The organism is Undibacterium sp. Di24W (assembly GCF_049340325.1).
Lineage (GTDB): Bacteria > Pseudomonadota > Gammaproteobacteria > Burkholderiales > Burkholderiaceae_D > Undibacterium.
In genome coordinates this window covers 269052-290211 of sequence record NZ_JBMPOP010000003.1, presented here as the reverse complement: position 1 = coordinate 290211, position 21160 = coordinate 269052, and the positions used below count along the sequence as shown (strand labels likewise).

Here is a 21160-nt window from a genome sequence, read left to right as displayed (position 1 = left end):
GCCAATTACTCACGTGTTTTGAGCACACTGACCATGTCCAGTCCATCGACACGCTGACGCACGATAAAGGCACTGATAAGCCCTGCCAAGCTCACGCAAATGGCAGAAAAAGCGTAAGTGGCTGGCGCGATCACAAAAGGAAAATAAAAGTCGTCTGTTTGTATTCCACTGACAATGCCTGCTGCTAACCGGTAACCCAGCAGCATACCCACTGGCATGGCCAACACAATCTCTATCGCCAGCTCACCTAATAAAATGGCCGAGACTTCGGTCCGGGTAAAACCTAGCACGCGCAAACTGGCTAGCTCCCAAGCGCGCTCAGCTAGGGCAATACGCGCATTGTTATACACCACGCCCACCGCAATCACGATGGCAAAGGCGGTCAATACCGAACTCACCATCAAAAGGTTGCCGACGGTAACTTCCTCAATATTTTTTGCCATGGTTGATTTGCTGATGACCACGCCAATCCTTGGAAAACCTCGGAGTCGTTCGAGCAGAACTGACTCAAAGCCGGGCTCAACCGCGAGTGTAAAACTGTTGACCAAATCCCCCTCACGCAACAGCCTGTTGAGACTACTCCGTTCCATGTAGGCATTCATCCCTAGCATTTCTTGAACTGTACCGGTGATCGGCAATTCCAGTACAGCCCGCTCCCCCTCTTGGACCTCTACCCTTACCATATCGCCCACTTGCAGGTGCAGCTTGCTAGCGAGGCGGTCCGTCAAGAGCAAGCCGTCGCGAGGGGTGCTAAAGAATTGATTTTGGAGATTCACAATGCGCTGCAACTGTGGATGCAAAGGCTTGCCCATGATCAAGCCGTGCCAGTTGTGATTATCGTGCGTCAGTCGCACCGACACGCTGCGAGTCCCCTCCACCGCACTGACATGCGGCAATCTGCCTGCTGCATACAAGACATTAGCAGGCGTCGCCTCCAGCAGTGACACCACCACATCGCCACGCAATACTTGATGAAACTGGGTTTCCATCAACACTGCCACCGAATCGCGCATGAACAAACCCGTCACCACGATGGCCATCGCCATGGCAACGCCAAACACCGTCAGGCTGGTACGTAAAGGGCGCCGGGTCATGCTGCGCAAAACCATGCGCAGCGCTGGTGAAAGCCACTTTTGCCAGCCCCAGCGTTCTATCAGCATGGGTTTAAAAATCCCGGGAGATGGTGCTCGCATGGCCTCGGCAGGAGCCAGAATTACAACGGCATGAATGGCGTTAAGTGTGGCCAAAACCGCTGCCACCAGAGCCACACCTACCGCCACTAGCACCAGATCGGGCCGCAAACGAAAACGCATGTCAGGAAAACGAAAACTATCCTCATACATGCCGACAAACAGCCTGCCCATGATGGTGCCCAAGGCCAGCCCCAGCACCAAGCCCACGGCCACAATAATCAACACAAGCTTCAAGTAATGCCAACCTATAGCGAGGTTGTCATAGCCCAAGGCCTTGAGTGCCGCAATTTGCCCGCGCTGGGTGGCAATTTGTCGTCCCAGCACGACGTTAAGCAAAAAGGCAGCGACACCAAGAAAGATCGTCGGCAACACAGTGCCCATCACCCGTTGCTGAGAAATTTCCGAACTAAGCATGGCATTGGACATCTGCAAATCACGACCATGTGCTGTGGTACCGCCGCAGCGCTTCAAGAGACGGTCCAACTGATCAATTACCGCACCTTCGCTTGCACCGGGGCTCAGCCTCACAGCCACCTGATTGAAGGCACCTTCCATATTATAGGCCGCCGCAAGAGAGCGTCTATCGACCCAAAACACGCCAAAGCCGCGCTGATCGGGGGAACCGCCCAGACCAGCAAAAATGTATTCGGGAGAAAGAGCGATGCCGACGACGAGCAGTTCTTCACGCTTGCCATTAATCAGCGCATTGACGCGATCTCCAGGTGCAAGTTTGCGTGCCACCGCAAAGCCTTCCGAGACCAACGCTTCGATTGGGCCTGAGTGGCGTGCGGCAATCATGCGCCCAACGCGCAGATTGACTTTGTTGAGCCGCTGCGGCAATGCTGCATCCATGCCGAGCAACAAGCCTACAATCGGATCCACCACATTTGGGATCGTGACAGGCACCACCTGCGCTTGCGATGTTTCAACGTGCGCCGCCCCGGCAATATCCTGCAATTGCCTTTCCAGCGTCAAGGGTGCTCGCTTGAGGGTAGCAAACACATCAGCAAAGCGTGAATCTGCGTAATACAAATCTCGCGACCACGACAGTGCGTCGTATGCGCTGAAGCTAGTAATAAAGCCGGCAACAGCACTAGCCACCACCAGTGCTATTGTCAATGCTTGGCTCCACATCAGAGTCATGCCGCGCAGCAGTTTTTTGTTCAGCGTATTCATGGTGGTTTTACCATGTTAGTTGCGACGGTTGCAGCTTACTGGCGTTGACTTCTATGCGTTGAATACGCCCCTCTCCCAAAAAAAGCACGCGATCGGCCATTCCAGCAATGGCGGCGTTATGGGTGATGACGACCGTGGTGGTCCCGATATCGCGATTGATGTTGGCAATCACTTCCAGTACGAGCTTGCCAGTGACATAGTCCAGCGCTCCAGTCGGCTCATCACACAACAACACATCAGGGCGCTTGACGATAGCACGCGCAATTGCTACTCGCTGTTGTTCGCCGCCAGATAACTGCGAAGGAAAATGATCAACTCGCTCTGCCAAGCCAACCAGTTTCAGGGCTTCCAGTGCAGCCATAGGGTTGCTGGCAATATCAGTGACCAGCTCGACATTTTCCAGCACGGTCAGACTGGGAATGAGATTGTAAAACTGAAACACAAAGCCGACATGCTCACGCCGGTAGGTGGTGAGCTCTTTCTCGGTGGCGGCGGTTAAATCCTGCTCTTCAAAAAGTGCTGTACCACGACTAGGCCTATCCAGCCCCCCCCAGGATATTCAATAAAGTCGATTTACCGCTTCCAGACGGGCCCAACAAGACAATGAACTCGCCCTTGTAGATTGTCAGGTCAACATCCAGCAACGCCGTGACCGTGACCTCGCCCATCAGATAGGTTTTAGCAAGTCCTTTGGCAATAAATATGGGGGAGCCTCGCTGTGTCTCTGCGCTCACTGCGGCTAGGACATTTATGTTTTGCATGCCGAACAAACTACGGTATTAGCCTGCCCCAAGTCTGTACACTTGCGCACAAAGGAAGATATCGTTCCCGCATGGAGCCGGTATCAAACATTGACTATACGTTCGTGATTCAGAGTTCCTGTTCCATTAACGGCAAATATCATCGCCTTGCACGCATATCAATAGTTTTTTTTGCCGTGCCGGTATTGTGCGCAGTTTGCGCATTGAAAATTATCCAACCGCGCTACTTAAACCAAGGTCTTATCGGTCAATCAGAATGAGCCTAAATAAAAGCAAAAGTAACGGATTTACATATTCACGCTAGATGATTGTTTGCGTGTACTTGCTTAAACTTAAGTGAGTCTTTGCGTCGGCTTTCCATGTTTACTGCGATGTCATATTTGGCAAAGGCGAACTCTTCATCTGCAAAACTAATCGCAAACCAAAATAAACAAAAAAAGATGCTTAGGAAATATCCAAATGTTCTTTACTTACCCTCAGTACACAACTTCTACTAACCAACTGCATACCAATGGTTGGCCATTTGATTTACATCAATGTAGGACCGCGGAGAAAACGCCACTATAAAGTCCAAGGAAATAGCTCTACTACAAGGTGAATAGATGATATTTCCTTCAAGCACGAAGAAAGCAAAGGTCAGTTTTTCCCCGTAGCGAGAGCGTCAATCTTTCTGGTTTCCAGTTCGAAGAAACGTATGGACTATTCATACGTTTCACAGCTTGATTTTTTTGGACACATTTAACTTTCATCACCCGTTAATTTTGAGAGGCATTTGATTTGTCTAATACACATATTTTCAAGCAAGAATCTATGTTGATCCACGCTGCTTGCCACAAGGTGCTTTATGTCGAAGATCATCCGGCGAATATGACTTTGGTCGAAAACTTGTTGACGCGACGCGTTGATTTACAACTTCTGAAGGCTACTAACGGCCGCATGGGCATTGCGATGGCCCGAGCGTATCAGCCGCAAGTTATTCTGATGGATATCAACTTACCCGGGATGAGTGGTTATGAAATATTAGAAATTTTACGTGCAGATGCAGAAACTACACATATCCCAGTCATTGCCCTGTCATCAGACGCTTTTCCACACCAGATCGAAAAAGGTATTCGAGCGGGATTTTTCCGCTATGTGACGAAACCCTACAAGATCACTGATTTGATGAATGCGTTGGATGAGTCGATTTATTTTTCCTTGAAAAATTATCACTAGTTAGCAAGGCAGCATGCGTTGGATCAGTCTTTGCTCCAAAGAGCGAGCAAACAAATCTTCAGAGCCACATTCCACGACAAAACACCGAGCTTTCTCGTACTCTTCAAAATACTGTCTGCGACAACTTTTTAACTCCTTATGAGCACTTTTTTCTCCAGTGCTGGCCTGGATATCTATTTCAGTCATTTTTTGAACTTATAAATCATCAATTCAGAGTCGCACTGATGTGTAAGCACGAAAGGCCTTTGTTTTAGCTTCAAAGCAAGCGCTTTCTCTAATCGTCGCCTTAAGTTGCGGCTATTTTTTCATACTCAATATTTGTATATGCGTGTCACCGAACTGAAGGCGACCGCATCGAAGCTTATTATCGAACGACTAGATTTGACTTGTAAATAAAAATCCCAGCAATCCTGACTGGGCACAACTTTTACAAATTATTCAGAAAGCGTTTGCATCATGCCCTATCAAAGCATCAATCCGAACAACGGAAAAACCATCAAGACATTTGAATACATTGATAAGTCACAACTTGAAAATTCACTCGCCACTGCTGAATCTTGTTTTCAGACATGGAAGCATACTAGCTACCAAGAACGTGCTTCGATCGTTAATCGGGCAGCGAAACTGATGCATGCAAACGTTGACGATTTCGCCAAACTTGCTACGCTGGAGATGGGGAAGCGTATCGACGAAGCACGTGGTGAAGTAAATTTCAGCGCTGATATCTTGGCCTATTACGCGGATCACGCCGAGCGCTTTCTACAATCGGTGACATTAAATCCGAAAGTCGGTAAAGCACACATGGAATGCAGTCCCTTGGGTGTGCTTTTTTGCGTTGAACCATGGAATTTCCCTTATTACCAGCTTGCACGTGTCGCAGGTCCACAATTAATGGCAGGTAATGTCGTGGTGGTGAAACATGCAGCTTGTGTACCTCAATGTGCGATTGCTTTTGAAAAACTCTGGATCGATGCTGGTGCTCCCGTTGGCGCCTATACAAATTTGTTGATCACCCATGAACAGTCAGAGGAAGTGATCGACGATCCACGTATTAAAGGTGTCGCATTGACGGGTAGCGTTGCGGCGGGAAGAAGCGTCGCAGCCAGAGCTGGACTAAATCTCAAAAAAACATCGATGGAACTAGGTGGTAGTGATGCATTTATCGTGCTTGAAGATGCTGACATCGAAAAAACCATTCCTTGGGCAGTATGGGGACGGATGTATAACGGCGGTCAAACCTGTTGTGCGGCAAAACGCTTTATTGTGCTCGACTCAATTGCCGACGAATTTCTAGAAAAATTCTCGTCTGCTTTGTCCGCATTAAAACCAGGCGATCCTTTGGATCAAGCTACCACGCACGCGCCGTTGTCTACCGAAGCAGCTTTACTCCAATTGATCAAACAGGTCGACATTGCTGTTAAACACGGGGCAAGGCTCGTGATGGGTGGCAAACGTCTTAAGCACGCGGGTTACTTCATGGAGATCACCATCCTTACCGACATCCAAGCTGATAACCCGGCTTTTCGCGATGAATTCTTTGGACCCGTGGTTTGCTTTTACCGGGTAAAAGACGAAGCCGCCGCCATTGCACTGGCAAACGATTCCGACTTTGGCTTGGGCGGATCGGTATTCACCAAAGACATCGCGCGAGGAAGACGGGTTGCGAGTCAGGTTGATACCGGCATGATGTTCATCAATAACATCGATTGGGCAGATGCTGAACTTCCCTTTGGCGGGATCAAGTATTCCGGTTACGGGCGCGAATTAGGCAACTTGGGGATACAAGAATTCGTAAACAAGAAATTGGTGCGAATCACAGATCAGGTAGCACCAAACTGAGTAACCCCAAAAAAACAAGGCATCTACTGCAAGGCCTACGTTTTGACGAAGCCACATGCATACAGGTAGCAGGCGGTGCGAATGCCAGCTGTCATTTCAGCACAAGTCGAATTAGACAACAAATCTCATCGCTTTAAGGAAATTCTAATAATGAACTCTCGAAACAACGATACTTCTTCCGAAAAACTAGTTTGGTTCATCACTGGTTGTTCCACTGGCTTTGGACGGGAGCTCGCCAAACACGTACTTGAATCAGGCTACCGCGCGGTTGTCACTGCGCGCAATCCCGATGAAATCAAAGATCTTGGAGCGATAGGCGATGCCCTAGTGCTCAAGCTGGATGTGACAGATGCAGCGCAGGCTGAGGCAGCCGTTGATGCAGCCAAAGAAAAATATGGTCACATTGACGTCTTGGTCAATAACGCTGGCATTGGTTATTTTGCTGCCATGGAAGAAAGTGAGGAGGCCGAGGTTCGCAAAATGTTCGATGTCAATGTCTTCGGGCTGAGCCGCATGATACATGTGGTTTTACCCGGGATGCGAGCGAGACGAAAAAGTTTCATTATTAACTTTTCCTCTATCGCAGGGCTATGTGCGTTCCCAGCACTTGCTTATTACAATGCAACGAAATTTGCTGTAGAAGGCCTTTCAGAAGCCCTTTGGCAGGAAGTCGAACCGTTGGGAATCAAGGTAATGCTGGTTGAACCTAGCGGATTTCGCACTGATTGGGCTGGCCGCTCGGCTAACGAAAGCAAGAACCACATTGATGACTACTCAGCCACGGCAGGTGCAGCGCGCAGACAACTCCGTGACATTTCAGGAAAGCAAACAGGCGACCCCGTTCGCGCCGCAAAAGCAATCGTTGAAGCAATAGCATCAGAAAATCCGCCCCATCACCTTTTGCTTGGGAATGACGCCATTGATGCCGCTTTGACTAAACTCGACAAACTTCGCATAGAGTTTCTCGGTGTGGAAAAAATTGCACGCGCGGCTGATTTTCCGAGGTCGTAAGGGATGGGTGGCTGATTCAAATTTGGGACTAACATACACACCCCCGCGCGAGCAGTGCTTGCCTTGTATCCGAAAAACAAAAAAGCCGCTAAGTCTTTAAACTTAGCAGCTTTAATATGGTGTCGCCAAGGGGAAACATCGAAGACACATTACTTTCATTAAAAATCAAAGACTTGGGATGTGAGGCACATTGACTTTGTACGGCGTCAATGTACTCCAACATCGAGAAAAAACCAAACAGACTTTTTCCTTTTTAATGGCCAATCTTATTGCATAGTTAATTCATTTGACCAAGAAAAATTAACAGATGTCTTTTACTTTTTGCTCCAGCTCAATCCGATTTCTACCTTAAGCACTTGTGTCAAATCAAAAGCAAACAGTCCAGGTAAATGCAGGCATTAAGATAAAGCATTCCTGACTATCAACGGCATCTCCGCTCTATTTCCCTCTTCTCGTCTATATCGTCATTCGCCAGATCGACTTCAATTAAAACTTAAACCGTGCGCAAAAATCCTTAGCAGAATCTGCTTGCCGTGCCCAATTTAATAGAAACGTCAAGAATTAAGGAAACGCCAAAGAAAACAACTAAGCCTTTGAAAAAAGTCACTGAACGATAGCGTAGCATGAAGAAAACCTAGCTCTAGAGCGCAAGAGATTTTGAAATTCACATTCCGGCTGTGGCTTTGAGAAAAAGTATCCTTGACCAATTTCGCAACCATTTTCTCTAAGAAAATCGCGTTGCATTTCCGTCTCCACGCCTTCAGCGACAACCGTCATATCCATCGCTTTAGCCATGTCAATGACCGCTTTAGCGATTGCACAAGAACTCGAATTGCCGGGGATTTCTCGAACAAAGGATTGGTCAATTTTTATCGAATCGACCTTCAAGCGCTGAACGTAAGCTAAACTCGAATATCCAGTGCCAAAGTCATCTATCGAAAGTCGAACTCCAAGCTTTAAAATACGATCCACAATTTGAAGCACCCGCGCTGGGTCATGCATCAGAACGGACTCGGTAATCTCCAGTTTTAGAAAAGAGGGATCAAGATCTGAGTTATACAACGCATCCGCAATCTGTTGTTCGATGTTTCCTCTAATGAACTGCACCATTGATACGTTCACCGAAATCGACGGCACAAACAGTCCTTCTCTTAGCCACTTCGATGCTTGTTGACATGCTTCATTCAGAATCCATTCGCCAATCGGTACGATCAGTCCGCTGTCCTCTGCAATCGAGATAAAGGTGCTAGGCGGAACTCTTCCCAATTCAAGACTATCCCAACGCACAAGTGCTTCAGCCCCCGTCACCTCACCGCTACTTAAGTCAATTTGCACCTGCCAATTTAAGCTCAACTCGGACCTTTCAATCGCGCGCGAGAGATACATTCGTATCCGCATGCGAGAGCTCGCCTCATCATTCATTTTCGCATCATAAAAGACGTATGAATGCCCACCTGCAGCTTTTGCTTTATACATAGCGGTGTCTGCACAACGCATCAGTTCAGGAAAATCTCTGGCGTCGTCAGGGTAAAGCGCAATGCCTGTTGAGAACGATGTAGGGATTTCGTGACCGAGAATAGTGGTGTGCTGCCGAGAAATATACAACAACTTTTCGGCTACATTCGTCACTTGTGAAACATCAACCACATCACTTAACACAATCGAAAACTCATCGCCACCTTGGCGACTGACGGTATCTGTGGTTCTGAGAAGATTTTGAAATTGTTCAGCAATTGTTCGCAGTAAAATATCGCCAGCCTCATGTCCTAATGTGTCATTGATCTCCTTAAAATGATCAAGATCAATAAACATCAGCGCTATTTTCGTTTGGTTTCGATTTGCAAGTTCAATTGCTTGGCTAACCCTATCTCGTAGCAATGTGAGATTCGGCAAACCGGTCAACGGATCATGATGCGCAAGGTGCTGGAATTTTTTTTGCCCCTCAAACAAGGCACGCTCCACCTCAATCAACAAATCCCGCTCTGCGAGTAACTTTGTTTGTCGATAAACCGCAAATACAAGCACCATAAACGCACCAAAAACCAATAAAAGGCGCGTCGTTCCGATCACCCTCCCATCAAAGACTAACAACCCTAAAGTCGCCGTAGTCAAAGCGACCATAATTAATGGTAGCTGCCGCAATACTCCCTCACAAAATCGGTCAAACACCAAAGAGTTATCCGTATTCAATTTCCAAAGGTAACTCGTCCAACCAACCACTAAAGTCGTCAACGAGAAAGACAAATTGGTATAGCTACCGGACTGTGAATCACCTTTTAACTGCCCCAAGTTCCACGACATCCAAGTGAACCCCAATGCACAAATACTGAGTGCTAGGTAGGAAGAACTCAGATTCCATCTCTGACGTCCATGCAGTTGAAGTACAACAAAACAGGCGGAAGCACTCAACAATCCAATCGGATAACTGCTAAGCACAAACAACTGAAATGGATTACTACTCTCTGCTTCTGGCAAATAAAGAGTCAGCGTCAGCACCGCCGCTCCCAGTGCAAATCCAGCGATATCGATTGATATCTGTACCCTCTTTTCTCGAGGCACTAGCATGAGAAACGAAATCAATAAAATGAATGTTGAAGGAAAGAAGAAAAGATCAGAAGGCCCAGGAAAAGGTGTCCAATTAAGATAGGTCTGAACGTTCCAGATCAGTTGCCCGATCGCTAGGCACAAAAGGCTGATAAATTGATAGAACTTCGGAGTGGTTAGATTTTTAGGTGACTCGCGATAGCCTCGCCAAGCGATCCATGCACCCACAATAAAAGCGAGTGTCCAGTGTGCATTTTCTAATACCAGTGAGTTTGCCGTATTCGGGTAAAGTCGAACATTCAACCAACAAGCAAAAACTACTATGATAGTGGCAAGGATGACCGCCGCGCGTTTTGTCGTGAGGTTCGAAAATGTGGAAGTCATCTACACCAATCCATGCCGAGTGAATGAAAAACAGATTAAATGGAAACCGCGCTAGACATTGCACTAAGGCCAAAATCGCACTTCAAATAATTAAGTTAATACTCTCAGCACGACACATAAACTTAACAGACCACTTTATCCTCCACAAGACCAGTTCACCCATTTTGGGCGATGTCCAGCACATCGAAGAACTATCCAAATTGCATCGACATCGTTTGCCTTATATTGATTTCGTTAGGCCCGCATTGTCTTGAGAAAGAATGATTCAAATTCTCCTTCAGGAAGCGGCTTAGAGAACAAGTAACCTTGCCCCTCGCGGATTCCAATCGCCTTCATTTTTTCATGCTGTTCTATAGTTTCTATGCCCTCGGCAATTGTGTGCAGACCCAAATGCGATGCGAGACTGTGGACCATCTCCGCGATACCATAGTCTTCGCCTTGGCATGCGTCTCCACTCACAAATGCACGGTCAATTTTGAGGCGATTCACTGGGAGTCGGCGCATCACATTTAACGAAGAAAAACCTGTACCGAAATCATCAATCGCAATTGAGATTTCCTTCGACCTAATTGCTAGTAACTTTTGTGTAATCTGCTGAATATCATCAACGGCAACGGATTCTGTTAATTCGATTTCGACATTCTTGGGGTTCAGGCCATGGCGTTCAATTGTCGCGACGAGATCGTCCACAAAATTGGGTTCCCTGAACTGGATTTGCGAAATATTGATCGCGATTCTAAAGTGCTCACCGCTTAGCGTTAAAAGACGACGAGTAAAGGCCAATGCGGTTGAAAGTACCCAATCGCCTATGGGTACAATTAGCCCAGATTGCTCCGCAATCGGAATGAAACGATCCGGCGGAACGAATTCACCTTCCTCATTTCGCCATCTTAATAGGGCTTCTGCCCCAACGATTTTTCCACTATTTAAATCGAAGAATGGTTGGTACACCACAAAGAGTCGCTCAGCAGATAGTGCATGTCGAAGTCTGCTCAACAAAAACATGCGTTCATTGGCTTCGTTAGCATACTTTTCCTCGAAGAAAAGTGTTTTCCCTCGGGCGAAAGCCTTGCCTTGCTTCAGAGCGGTTGCAGCATCCCGCAACAACTGCGCTCCCGTCGTGTTTTTATGTTCCAGATATACCATACCCGACGTTGCCGACAATCGGACATGTTCATCACCCACATTGAAAGGCTCTTTAAAGATTTGTGCAATATGATTGGGCGTCACTTGCTCCCTCGGCCCCAATAAACCAAACACATCACTTCCTACACGGGCCACTTCCACATTTGAAGGAAAGGATTCGCGCAATCTGGTTGCTATTGCAATCAGAACCGAATCTCCAAAATGTTGATCCAGTACACTGTTGAGATCCGAAAAACCATCCACATCGACCAACGCCAAACAGTAATTATCGCAATTGGTGTTGCTAATAAGATGAAGAAGTCCGTTTCGATTCGGTAAATTGAGCAACGCATCAACGTAAGCCAATGCACTGATTTTTTGGTAAAGTCCCGCATTATCAAAAGCAATCGAAATGTTTGAGCAAAACACCTCCAAGAGATTGCGATCCATATCTCTAATTGGCTTATCAACGCGAACAAACGCCGCAATTGCGTTTTCATCATGCGATGAAAAATACAAGCACGTAAAGGGGCCAATCTGATGTTCACGTCTAGATAGAACTTCGACTAATTCTTTTCTAACTTCGTTATCAGGAAAAAATTCAAGCGGCTTGCCGATCCAAGGTGCGTAAGTTCCAGCCGCCGCCACGACCAAAACCTCATGTCCTTCCCCAATCTTGGCAGCACAAACGAGTCCTTCATGCCCCACTCCTAATAAAGCGCAAAGTTGTGACAGTATTCCTTGAGCCAAAAGTTGCAAGCCTTGTGGTCGACTGAACTCGCCGCTAGCTTTGACTATTTGTTCCAAGCCATTTCGACTTGCCTCTAATTGATAAATTTGCCAGTACGAACGAATTGCGGCAGTCATGCTTGTGAATAACCGTGCTCGTGTCAACTCGGCCTTTGTCTTATAGTCATTGATATCGAACTCGCGGATTGTCTCAATCTCTGGCGCATAGCCAGGCTGACCTGTCCTCAAGATAATTCGAACCGATCTGTTTTTAAGCACCTCGCGAATGTATTTTACGAGCTGCAATCCTGCATCTTCCGTTTCCATCACCACATCAAGAAGTACCACCGCCACATCGGTATTCTGTGTGAGATAGGAACGCGCTTCTGCAGCTGAATAGGCATGCACAAATTCAATAAGGCGGTCTTCAATAATTAAATCTTTTAGGGCCAATATCGAAGTTTGGTGCACATCCTCGTCATCATCGACAACCAAAACTCGCCATCGTCCCTCATCTGGAATAATCGAAGAATTTGGCTCTTCCAAAAACGGGAATTTCTCATCGATACTCATCGTCAATCTTCCTTATTTTCATCGCTGACATTTCTATCGGGTGCAGTGATAGGTAAATTTATCTGAAAATGCGCGCCCTCATCAAGCTCACTTTCTAGCGAAATCGTGCCACCTAAAAGGCCAGTAACAACATTAAATACAATATTCAGACCAAGACCAGATCCACCTTTCCCTAGACGTGTCGTAAAGAAAGGATCGTATATCTTCTGTTGAATGTTCTTGGGGATACCCCGTCCATCATCACGGACAGAAAGAGACACAAAATCAGCATGTTCTATTTTTGCCGTAATAAAAACATGTCCGTTCGTCAAACCATCAAATCCGTGAACCAATGCGTTACTCAAGAGATTCATCAGAACCTGCCCCAAAGAGCCTGGAAAACTATCCATCGAGATTCCCACAGGCACATCAGTAGTTATAACAAAGGGGGTTCTCTTAAAAGAAGGACTCATGGTTAAAACGATTTCGTTTACAAGTTCCTTGAGATCAAACTTACGTCGATTAAAAGTCGATTGGTCGATAGCCACTTGTTTGAAGCTATAAATTAACTCATTCGCCTTCAACAGATTTCGCTCAATCAGATCGCCAGACTCTCCCACCATTTGAAGAAATAGATTTAACTCAGACCGAGTTATCCCCTTTTCCATTTTCTTCGCGAAAACCCGCCGCTCATCTTGCAGGGTACTCGTCGCTGTCACCGCGTTACCAAGTGGTGTGTTCAATTCATGTGAGACACCCGCTACTAATGCACCCAGCGATGCCATTTTTTCAGACTGCACCATCTGATCTTTGGTTTGACGCAACTCCTCATGCGTTCTTACTAGCTCTTCGTGTGCCTGCTTATCGGAAGTAATATCGGATACGGTACCCACCATACGAACAGGCTTACCCGCTTCATCTCGCTCAACAACATCGCCTTTATCAAGGACCCAGATTACAGCTCCATCAGTCCGTACCATTTGATGTTCCAGCTGAAAATGTTCCAAGCCATGAAGACTGCGATTAATGGCTTGCTCAATACGTTCTCGCCCTTTTTCGGGAAGCAATTGATTGAATATTTCAATGGTCCGAGAAGTACTTACGTCGCTAATACCCATCATTTCACACCACCGACGATTATTCGACATTTCTCCTGTTTGAACTTGCCACTCCCAGATTCCCTCGCCGCTCGCATCTAGTATCTCTTGGAGGCGTTGTTGACTTTGTCTTGCCTGGATCTCGCCAGCAGCGACTTGTTTAAGGCTAATTTGTAGGTCTTCATTTTTTAACGCAAGTTCCGCGGTACGTTTCCTCACTTGCTCCTCCAAATTTAAATTGGCAAGACGAAGATCCTCGAGAGCAGTTTCACGCAATAGGCGTAATCGATTCAAGGCAACAAAGAGCAAAACAAGTCCAATTAAAGTGAATGGACCAGAGGATATGTACCTTGTATGATTCAAACTCACGCCAGAACTTTGAGCGATTATTAGAATAATCGGATACATCGCTAGGACACCAGCCAGTTGGTGATGCCCGGTTGTGGGATAAAATTTCTCAGCTTTCCAAGTCACTACGGAACACCATGCCATCATGGCGAAGGTGACCGCCTCCCCTCCCGATGGCAAGCCGACAGATGATAACAGACCATAGACAAGTGGGAGTCCAAAAAAAACTTGAATAAAGATCCAAACCGGCTTGATAAGGAGGCGCGTACAATACACCCAGATACCAGTAAAAAGTGCGGCAAGACAGCCTACGCCAAGAATGACTTGGGCAAGTAAAGCAATGGAAGGTTTTGGGCCTCCAGCTACGACTGGTGTGATAAGCGAAGGTGCGAAAGAATTAAGAACACCTGCAGCGGCCATTGCATAAGCAAACCAACCAAGACCTGGCTCATTCTGCAAACGTCGATTTCTCCAAAGTAATGCCGCGAGAAAAATCTGTATCAATCCATTCGCTTGCGCAAAGACTTCTGCGCTTCGATAATCAATATCCATATGCAGCCCCAGAAGTTTTTGACGCGCTTATCGCACCATCATGTAGATTTAAAAATATGTCAAATTTAAACCTTCGAGCTTAAAGGTGTCAACAACACGAACGAGATCATCCGCTTGGGCTTTTAATGTCGCGGTCGCGGCTGCCATCTGCTCGACTAGAGCGGCATTTTGCTGGGTAGTTTGATCCATCACCGCTACCGCATCACCAACCTGGCTGACGCCAGTACTTTGCTCAACACTAGCGGCGCTAATTTCTCCCATAATGTCGGTCACGCTGCGAATACTATTAACCACATCGTGCATCGTCGCTCCGGCTTTATCGACGAGTTTAGTGCCTTGTTCAACGCGGTCTACGCTAGCAGTAATCAATGCCTTGATTTCTTTTGCTGCGTCTGCACTTCGCCCAGCCAAACTGCGAACCTCACTAGCGACCACGGCGAAACCCAATCCCTGATCACCCGCTCTTGCCGCTTCAACCGCTGCATTTAACGCTAGTATATTGGTTTGAAAAGCAATCCCATCCATTACGCTGATAATGTCACTGATTCTTTTCGAAGACTCATTGATCCCCTCCATCATTTCGACGACCTGATCAACAACATCCCCGCCCTCTACTGCAACGCTTGAGGCCTTTAACGCCAATGTATTTGCCTGGCGAGCGTTTTCAGCGTTATGTCGGACTTGCGAACCTAATTCCTCCATCGAGGCTGAAGTTTGCTGAAGTGCGCTTGCTTGACTTTCCGTTCTTGCCGAAAGATCACCATTTCCGTAGGCAATTTCGGAAGATGCATTAGAAATCAAGTAAGAGCCTTGCCGGACTTCATTGACTACTTTAGAGAGGCTCTTGCGCATTCCCTCCAATCCCTTCAGCATGCGCCCCATTTCGTCGTTACTGTCAGACATAATTTCTTGGGATAAATCACCCCGCGAAATATCAGCAACGGCTGCTTCCAATTGGAGCACTGGACCGATGATTGCATCTGAAGTTAGATAAGCAACGATTAACAAGACCAACAAACTAACTACACCACCCGCAACACCGTATTGGAGCCAAAGTTTGCTTGCTGCCTCCGCAGAACGAAAAGATTTTTCACCTCCATTCTTTGTCAACGGTATCAAGCTCTGCAAAGGCTTCACGACCGCCTTTAGCATGACTGGCCAATGCTCCTCTAGCACCGTTGTGATCATGACTTTGTCTTTAGACCTATACCCCTCTTCTAATTTCTTGAGAGTGTCCTCGACTAAACTCCAGTTACTTTTGAGTTCAGCATAAATTCGCGCTTCTTCTGGACGATCAAAAGTCTTATCTCCAGTGGATTGGATCAATTTCCAAAGCGCATTTAAGGATACTCTCGACTCATTCAAATGATTGAGGGAGCCTGGTATGGGAAGCTGATCTAACAAAGTACCAGCTGCCCGAAAACGTACTTCTAGCAGGAGGTTTTCAACTCGCTGCAACCGGACTAACGACTCAGTATCATTTTCAAATAAATCAGATAAAGCAGCTTGATTAACTCGATTGGACAAGATACCCATCGAAGCCACCAAAATAATTCCAATTGAACCGCAAATGGCCAAAATTGCTAACCGGCCACGAAGAGATAAATTTTTCAGCATCGTGTCGCTCCGTGTTCGGAATTATTTTTACTATTGAACTGGGAACCCTGCTGCAACCCACTCGGGAAATCCGCCACGGAACCAACATAATTTTGTATACCCTGCTTTCAATGCGACAACCGATGCCTTATAGCTCTTCCAACATTCACCAGCATTACAAAACAAAACAATAGTTGCAGACTTATCCGATGGTAACTTGCTTAAGTCAAAGCTATCTTTACTAGCGTCAAATACGACATCCTTCGCGCTTAGCTCTTTATAAGGAATATTTTTAGCCCCCTTTATTGACTTCTCCGCAAATTCGACGGGCACCCGAGTATCAACTACAAGCACGCCACTTTCCAGCATTTTTTTTACTTCTGTAGCACTAACAACTTTGACACCATTGAGTGATTTCGGTGTTTCGACAGACCAACAGATCGTTGAAAATCCTGTCATTAAAAACACGAAAGCAATCCATTTTCGAAATGCTTGAAAGCGCATAAAAACTCCAGTTTAATTTGAGGTTGGACATTGCTTTTTTTATAAAAAAAATTCCATCTGAGTTGCCGAAGTTTCAAAGGCGATTTTGATCTTAAAAGTTAAAAATTCTTAAATCAAGCAACTCTCGCCCAAAATGGGCAAGTCCAAATATTGCGCAAAATCTGTAAATGTGACACGAAAAATATGATATGTTTCTGGCCGGCATTAATGCTCAGCAAATCAGAGCTATGCCCGATACTGCTAGATCACACTGTTTGCAGCTTCGCGAATGTTTAACATGACTGCATGCGTTTCAAACAGAAAAATTTAAATTTAAGGACCCCATGAATCAATTCGATGAACGCTTTGAAAGCGCATTTGGAAAGGTTTCATTCACTGTCAACCGATTCATTCTCGAACACATGTGTAGAATCACACGTGAATTAGATATGGATTTGGAATCGGTCCACATATGGGGAATACTTGCTAACCTGAATGTTCTCCATTTAATGGCCCCGGGGAAAAATTTCGATTTCAGAGACACTACTGAAGCTAACCATGCCTATGAATTTCGCCCAGTTCGGCTCTCTGACATGGCGCAAATTACAGGTATTCCACGAGAAACCATCCGACGCAAGCTCAACCAGCTAGAAGAAAGTGGTAAAGTTGAAAGAACCGCTGATGGGCTATGGACGATTAAAGCGACTGGTGTAGACGAGCATGTGAAGGCATTTACAAAAGAAACGGTCATCCGTTATCTTCGCGTCGCGAAAGAAATCGAAAATCTGCTAATGGATGCCAAAGTTTAATATAAGGTCACCCATCACCAATTGATCCTTCACGAAAATCACCGACGCTGATGCATTTTCAATGATGCCGGATCTTGTCAGGGAATTTTATGGGTATAGCCAGAAACTTCACTGAAATACTATTCCGCATGCGAGTTCGAAGAGATTGCGGGATGACTCTCTAAGCATGCCACTCGGTCGGCACCCATGTTTTTCCCAGGAATTTGGGGAATCAGTTTCAAAAAGCAGATTTTAAAGACTCACGCATCCTTGAGTGCCACGGTTTCAAATCCCCCCCCGCGCGAGCAGTGCTCGCTTTGCATCCGAAAAACAAAAAAGCCGCTAAGTCTTTAAACTTAGCGGCTTTAACCTGGCGTCCCCAAGGGGATTCGAACCCCTGTACTCACCGTGAAAGGGTGATGTCCTAGGCCTCTAGACGATGGGGACATAAAATCTGTCCTTGTTACTGACCTTTTTGCTACTTTACCTCTTATTTTTTACTCGATTTGTTCGCTTCGCTATTCACGTTTGCGATCAAGTAAGACCAAGATTATATACTCAATTTCTTCATTCTGGCAAGCATTTTTCTAAAACATCTTAAAAATACTTTGCTGATTTGAGCTGCTACCTTGATCGTGGTGGAGGTAAGCGGAATCGAACCGCTGACCTCTTGCATGCCATGCAAGCGCTCTACCAACTGAGCTATACCCCCGCACAAAACAGAAACGGGAGTATAGCAAGTTTAGTGTTTGCTTGTAAAGCTTAATGCTGGGCACTACGTTTGTTCAACACAGGCTTTGTCCCGGATTAATCAAACTTTTGCCAGCCGTGCCATCACCACTTCACGGCCAAATAATTCAATCACAGCGTCGATAGACGGTGTTTGCAATTGCCCCGTTAATAGCAAACGCAAAGGCATTGCCAATTGCGGCATTTTCAAACCATGCTTTGCCAAAGTCTCTTTCATCAAGACCGAAATAGCGGCTTTATTCCATTCAACGTCTGCACACGCTTGTGTGAATTCTTGTAGAGCGGGTTGAATCGCTACAGTGATGTGTTGCGCGACCAAAGCTGCATCCGGCGCTGGTTGACGATAGAACAGCATTGCTGCCTGCGCCAACTCCACTGTGGTGTTGGTGCGCTCTTTCAAAAGCGCGATAACGGCCGTCAATGCGGGGGCACCGTTGAACTGTGCATCTAGTTTTTCCATATCAGCGCGAATCAAATCGGCTAAACGCTGATTATCTGCCGCCTTAATATAGTGATTATTTAACCAAGCCAATTTCTCCGGATTAAACTGCGCAGCAGAGCTAGACAAGTGGGTCAAATCAAACCAACTAATCATTTGCTCCATACTAAATACTTCTTCATCACCATGGCTCCAACCTAGACGCGCCAAGTAATTCAATAAGGCTTCAGGCAAAAATCCTTTGTCCAAGTAATCCATCACGCTAACTGCATCGCGACGCTTAGATAATTTTTGACCATCAGTTCCCAAAATCATAGGAACATGTCCGTAGAACGGCAAAGGCGCACCGAGTGCATTCAGGATATTGATCTGGCGCGGGGTATTATTAACGTGATCATCACCGCGAATCACATGGGTGATCTGCATATCGCTATCATCAACTGCAACGCAGAAATTATAGGTTGGCGTGCCATCTGGTCGCGCAATCACCAAATCGTCTAGCTCACGATTGGCAATCGTAATTTCGCCTTTGACTACGTCGATCCAACTCACTACGCCATCCAATGGATTCTTAAAACGAATGACCGGATTACGATCTGAAGGAATGGCAGGCAAAGTCTTGCCTGCCTCTGGACGCCAAGTGCCGTCATAACGCGGCTTCTCGCCCGCAGCACGTTGACGTTCTCGCATGGCTTCCACTTCATCCGTCGAACAGTAACAATGATATGCAGAGCCCTCCGCCAACATTTTCGCCAAGACTTCACGATAACGGTCCATGCGTTTCATTTGATAGAAAGGACCTTCATCGTGCTGCAGGCCCAACCAATTCATACCATCCAGAATCGCCTGTACGGCTTCAGGTGTCGAGCGCTCAAGATCGGTATCTTCAATGCGTAACACAAAAGTGCCTCCAAAATGACGGGCAAAAGCCCAGCTAAACAAGGCGGTGCGTGCGCCTCCAACGTGCAAATAACCAGTCGGGCTAGGCGCAAAACGGGTACGCACTGCGGTTGTAGAGGAAGGTAAATGAGAAGCTGTCATCAGTGCTGGCGAATTTCCGTATGTTTAATATCAACACAGGAAATGAACGCAAAAAGTCAAAGATGCTATTTTACCGCCTAAGCGTGTTTGATGATACTTAAGCCAATCTGGTTAGCGCTAGTGCACCCATTTATCAGCAATTTCACACGGTTAAAAATCTTTGCACTGAATAAAAAAAGTCCGTGCAATGCTAGTATGAACGCCTTTCACCACTCATTGAAGTCAACGTGCAAGCTCCATTGAAGCCACCACTGCCAACGCGTCAAGGTATCAGCCCAAGCTATGTTTGGCTACCGGAAGGTCATTGGGACGACGCCTTGGCTTTTCTCTGTCAACACTTTCCCGATATCGATGCGGCGCGCTGGCTACAACGTTTTGCAAAGCATGAGGTACGCGCTGCGGATGGGGCGATATTGCAACCCAATAGCCCAGTAAAGCGCGGCATGTGCATCTACTATTATCGTGAAATCGACGACGAAAAAGCGCTCCCCTTTCATGAAAAAATTTTATTTCAAGATGAACATTTACTCGTCGCCGACAAACCCCATTTTTTAGCTGTCACGCCAGGCGGTGACTATTTGCGAGAAACCTTATTGGTCAGGCTCAAGCAAAAAACTGGGAATGAAAACCTTAGCCCTTTACATAGGCTGGATAGGGATACCGCCGGCGTTATTTTGTTTTCGCAGCAAGCCAATAGTCGAGGCGCTTATCAGCAACTATTTCAGCAACGCCAAATCGATAAAATTTATCACGCCGTCGCACCGCATTTACCGGAGCTGAGGTTTCCCCTGCACAAAGCCAGCCGCATGGTCGAGAGCGATCGTTTTTTTCTGATGCAAGAAGTCGCTGGCACCGTCAATGCAGAAACGGATATCGAGATTTTGGAGAGACGACATGAACTCAATCTCTATCAATTGCTCCCAAGTACAGGAAAAAAACACCAGCTGCGTGTTCACATGGCCAGCCTCGGTGCTGCAATTATCAACGATAACTTTTACCCCAACAGCATGCCAAGTGGATCTGACGATTTTAGCAAACCACTGCAATTACTAGCAAAATCTATCGCATTTATCGATCCCTTTACAGGCGGAAAACGAAAGTTCCATAGCGAACAAAATTTGTAAAACCGTATTTATCTAGATTAAAGTCAAACCAAGGCGGTTGACAAGATTGGCTACAGGTCGTATTATCTCGCTTCTCGGAGTGTAGCGCAGCCCGGTAGCGCACCTGGTTTGGGACCAGGGGGTCCAAGGTTCGAATCCTTGTACTCCGACCAAATTCTAAGGATCGTCGAAACTCAACAGTCTCGGCGATCCTTTTTAGTTTCACAAAATATTCACCTAATTTAAATTTGTCTTTTTGAATTAAGTAAGCAGTTTTCGGAGTGTAGCGCAGCCCGGTAGCGCACCTGGTTTGGGACCAGGGGGTCCAAGGTTCGAATCCTTGTACTCCGACCAAGATAAAAAGCCTCGCTGAGAAATCAATGAGGCTTTTTTGTATTCGCGCCGATCGATCTTCCATTCATCAATTCGCTCGT

Annotated in this window: 12 protein-coding genes, 4 tRNA genes and 1 pseudogene; 7 read left to right on the top strand and 10 right to left on the bottom strand. The window is 46.5% G+C overall.

Features of this window, described 5'->3' with window-relative positions; all coding sequences use genetic code 11:
* Positions 1–5: 5 nt before the first annotated feature.
* Positions 6–2369, bottom strand: coding sequence for an ABC transporter permease (locus ACO0KZ_RS07545; RefSeq protein ID WP_422994334.1), 2364 nt, complete (start codon positions 2367–2369; stop codon positions 6–8).
* A 7-nt stretch (positions 2370–2376) separates the two neighbouring features.
* Positions 2377–3130 (bottom strand): annotated as a pseudogene (locus ACO0KZ_RS07540) (ABC transporter ATP-binding protein).
* 810 nt (positions 3131–3940) lie between these two features.
* On the opposite strand from ACO0KZ_RS07540, the gene ACO0KZ_RS07535 reads away from it, so the two are divergent.
* The 3 genes from ACO0KZ_RS07535 to ACO0KZ_RS07525 all read left to right on the top strand — a co-directional run bounded on the left by ACO0KZ_RS07535 (position 3941) and on the right by ACO0KZ_RS07525 (position 7195).
* On the top strand, positions 3941–4345 hold the full coding sequence (locus tag ACO0KZ_RS07535; protein ID WP_422994332.1) for a response regulator: 405 nt from the start codon (positions 3941–3943) through the stop codon (positions 4343–4345).
* A gap of 456 nt (positions 4346–4801) precedes the next feature.
* Positions 4802–6184: an NAD-dependent succinate-semialdehyde dehydrogenase gene (locus tag ACO0KZ_RS07530; protein WP_422994330.1), complete on the top strand. Its 1383-nt coding sequence runs from the start codon at positions 4802–4804 to the stop codon at positions 6182–6184.
* A 150-nt stretch (positions 6185–6334) separates the two neighbouring features.
* The gene (locus tag ACO0KZ_RS07525) at positions 6335–7195 is read left to right on the top strand and encodes an oxidoreductase (protein ID WP_422994328.1); all 861 of its coding nucleotides are present in this window, start codon (positions 6335–6337) and stop codon (positions 7193–7195) included.
* Between the two features lie 603 nt (positions 7196–7798).
* Here ACO0KZ_RS07525 and ACO0KZ_RS07520 read toward each other — a convergent pair.
* The 5 genes from ACO0KZ_RS07520 to ACO0KZ_RS07500 form a co-directional block, all read right to left on the bottom strand.
* Positions 7799–10123, bottom strand: coding sequence for a putative bifunctional diguanylate cyclase/phosphodiesterase (locus ACO0KZ_RS07520; protein WP_422994326.1), 2325 nt, complete (start codon positions 10121–10123; stop codon positions 7799–7801).
* A 234-nt stretch (positions 10124–10357) separates the two neighbouring features.
* A complete protein-coding gene (locus ACO0KZ_RS07515) occupies positions 10358–12550 on the bottom strand; it encodes an EAL domain-containing protein (protein WP_422994324.1) in 2193 nt (730 codons plus the stop codon).
* 2 nt (positions 12551–12552) lie between these two features.
* Positions 12553–14526 carry an ATP-binding protein gene (locus ACO0KZ_RS07510; protein WP_422994322.1) on the bottom strand — a complete coding sequence of 658 codons (1974 nt, stop codon included), beginning with the start codon at positions 14524–14526 and terminating at the stop codon, positions 12553–12555.
* Positions 14527–14574: 48 nt separating this feature from the next.
* The gene (locus tag ACO0KZ_RS07505) at positions 14575–16143 is read right to left on the bottom strand and encodes a methyl-accepting chemotaxis protein (protein ID WP_422994320.1); all 1569 of its coding nucleotides are present in this window, start codon (positions 16141–16143) and stop codon (positions 14575–14577) included.
* Positions 16144–16173: 30 nt separating this feature from the next.
* Positions 16174–16626 (bottom strand): rhodanese-like domain-containing protein, encoded by a 453-nt coding sequence (locus tag ACO0KZ_RS07500; protein ID WP_422994318.1) that lies wholly within the window; start codon positions 16624–16626, stop codon positions 16174–16176.
* A 323-nt stretch (positions 16627–16949) separates the two neighbouring features.
* Here ACO0KZ_RS07500 and ACO0KZ_RS07495 point away from each other — a divergent pair, with 323 nt between their 5' ends.
* Positions 16950–17414 carry a DeoR family transcriptional regulator gene (locus ACO0KZ_RS07495; protein ID WP_422994316.1) on the top strand — a complete coding sequence of 155 codons (465 nt, stop codon included), beginning with the start codon at positions 16950–16952 and terminating at the stop codon, positions 17412–17414.
* Positions 17415–17764: 350 nt separating this feature from the next.
* Here ACO0KZ_RS07495 and ACO0KZ_RS07490 read toward each other — a convergent pair.
* The 3 genes from ACO0KZ_RS07490 to gltX all read right to left on the bottom strand — a co-directional run bounded on the left by ACO0KZ_RS07490 (position 17765) and on the right by gltX (position 19623).
* Positions 17765–17840: transfer RNA gene (locus tag ACO0KZ_RS07490), tRNA-Glu, on the bottom strand.
* A 189-nt stretch (positions 17841–18029) separates the two neighbouring features.
* Positions 18030–18105: transfer RNA gene (locus ACO0KZ_RS07485), tRNA-Ala, on the bottom strand.
* Between the two features lie 99 nt (positions 18106–18204).
* Complete coding sequence (gltX, locus tag ACO0KZ_RS07480; protein ID WP_422994314.1) at positions 18205–19623, bottom strand: glutamate--tRNA ligase; 1419 nt, start codon at positions 19621–19623, stop codon at positions 18205–18207.
* 227 nt (positions 19624–19850) lie between these two features.
* Between gltX and ACO0KZ_RS07475 the strand changes: the two genes are divergently transcribed.
* The 3 genes from ACO0KZ_RS07475 to ACO0KZ_RS07465 all read left to right on the top strand — a co-directional run bounded on the left by ACO0KZ_RS07475 (position 19851) and on the right by ACO0KZ_RS07465 (position 21080).
* Positions 19851–20747, top strand: a complete 897-nt coding sequence (locus tag ACO0KZ_RS07475) for a pseudouridine synthase (RefSeq protein ID WP_422994312.1) — start codon at positions 19851–19853, stop codon at positions 20745–20747.
* 75 nt (positions 20748–20822) lie between these two features.
* Positions 20823–20899 (top strand) — tRNA-Pro (locus ACO0KZ_RS07470).
* Between the two features lie 104 nt (positions 20900–21003).
* A tRNA-Pro gene (locus ACO0KZ_RS07465) sits at positions 21004–21080 on the top strand.
* The last annotated feature ends 80 nt before the right edge of the window (positions 21081–21160 follow it).

Bases quoted from the DNA above. Each gene is read 5' to 3' on its own strand.
- gltX (WP_422994314.1), bottom strand. From the start codon at position 19,623: ATGACAGCTTCTCATTTACCTTCCTCTACAACCGCAGTGCGTACCCGT.
- ACO0KZ_RS07510 (WP_422994322.1), bottom strand. From the start codon at position 14,526: ATGGATATTGATTATCGAAGCGCAGAAGTCTTTGCGCAAGCGAATGGA.
- ACO0KZ_RS07515 (WP_422994324.1), bottom strand. From the start codon at position 12,550: ATGAGTATCGATGAGAAATTCCCGTTTTTGGAAGAGCCAAATTCTTCG.
- ACO0KZ_RS07525 (WP_422994328.1), top strand. From the start codon at position 6,335: ATGAACTCTCGAAACAACGATACTTCTTCCGAAAAACTAGTTTGGTTC.
- ACO0KZ_RS07545 (WP_422994334.1), bottom strand. From the start codon at position 2,369: ATGAATACGCTGAACAAAAAACTGCTGCGCGGCATGACTCTGATGTGG.
- ACO0KZ_RS07520 (WP_422994326.1), bottom strand. From the start codon at position 10,123: ATGACTTCCACATTTTCGAACCTCACGACAAAACGCGCGGCGGTCATC.
- ACO0KZ_RS07530 (WP_422994330.1), top strand. From the start codon at position 4,802: ATGCCCTATCAAAGCATCAATCCGAACAACGGAAAAACCATCAAGACA.
- ACO0KZ_RS07505 (WP_422994320.1), bottom strand. From the start codon at position 16,143: ATGCTGAAAAATTTATCTCTTCGTGGCCGGTTAGCAATTTTGGCCATT.
- ACO0KZ_RS07535 (WP_422994332.1), top strand. From the start codon at position 3,941: ATGTTGATCCACGCTGCTTGCCACAAGGTGCTTTATGTCGAAGATCAT.
- ACO0KZ_RS07495 (WP_422994316.1), top strand. From the start codon at position 16,950: ATGAATCAATTCGATGAACGCTTTGAAAGCGCATTTGGAAAGGTTTCA.
- ACO0KZ_RS07500 (WP_422994318.1), bottom strand. From the start codon at position 16,626: ATGCGCTTTCAAGCATTTCGAAAATGGATTGCTTTCGTGTTTTTAATG.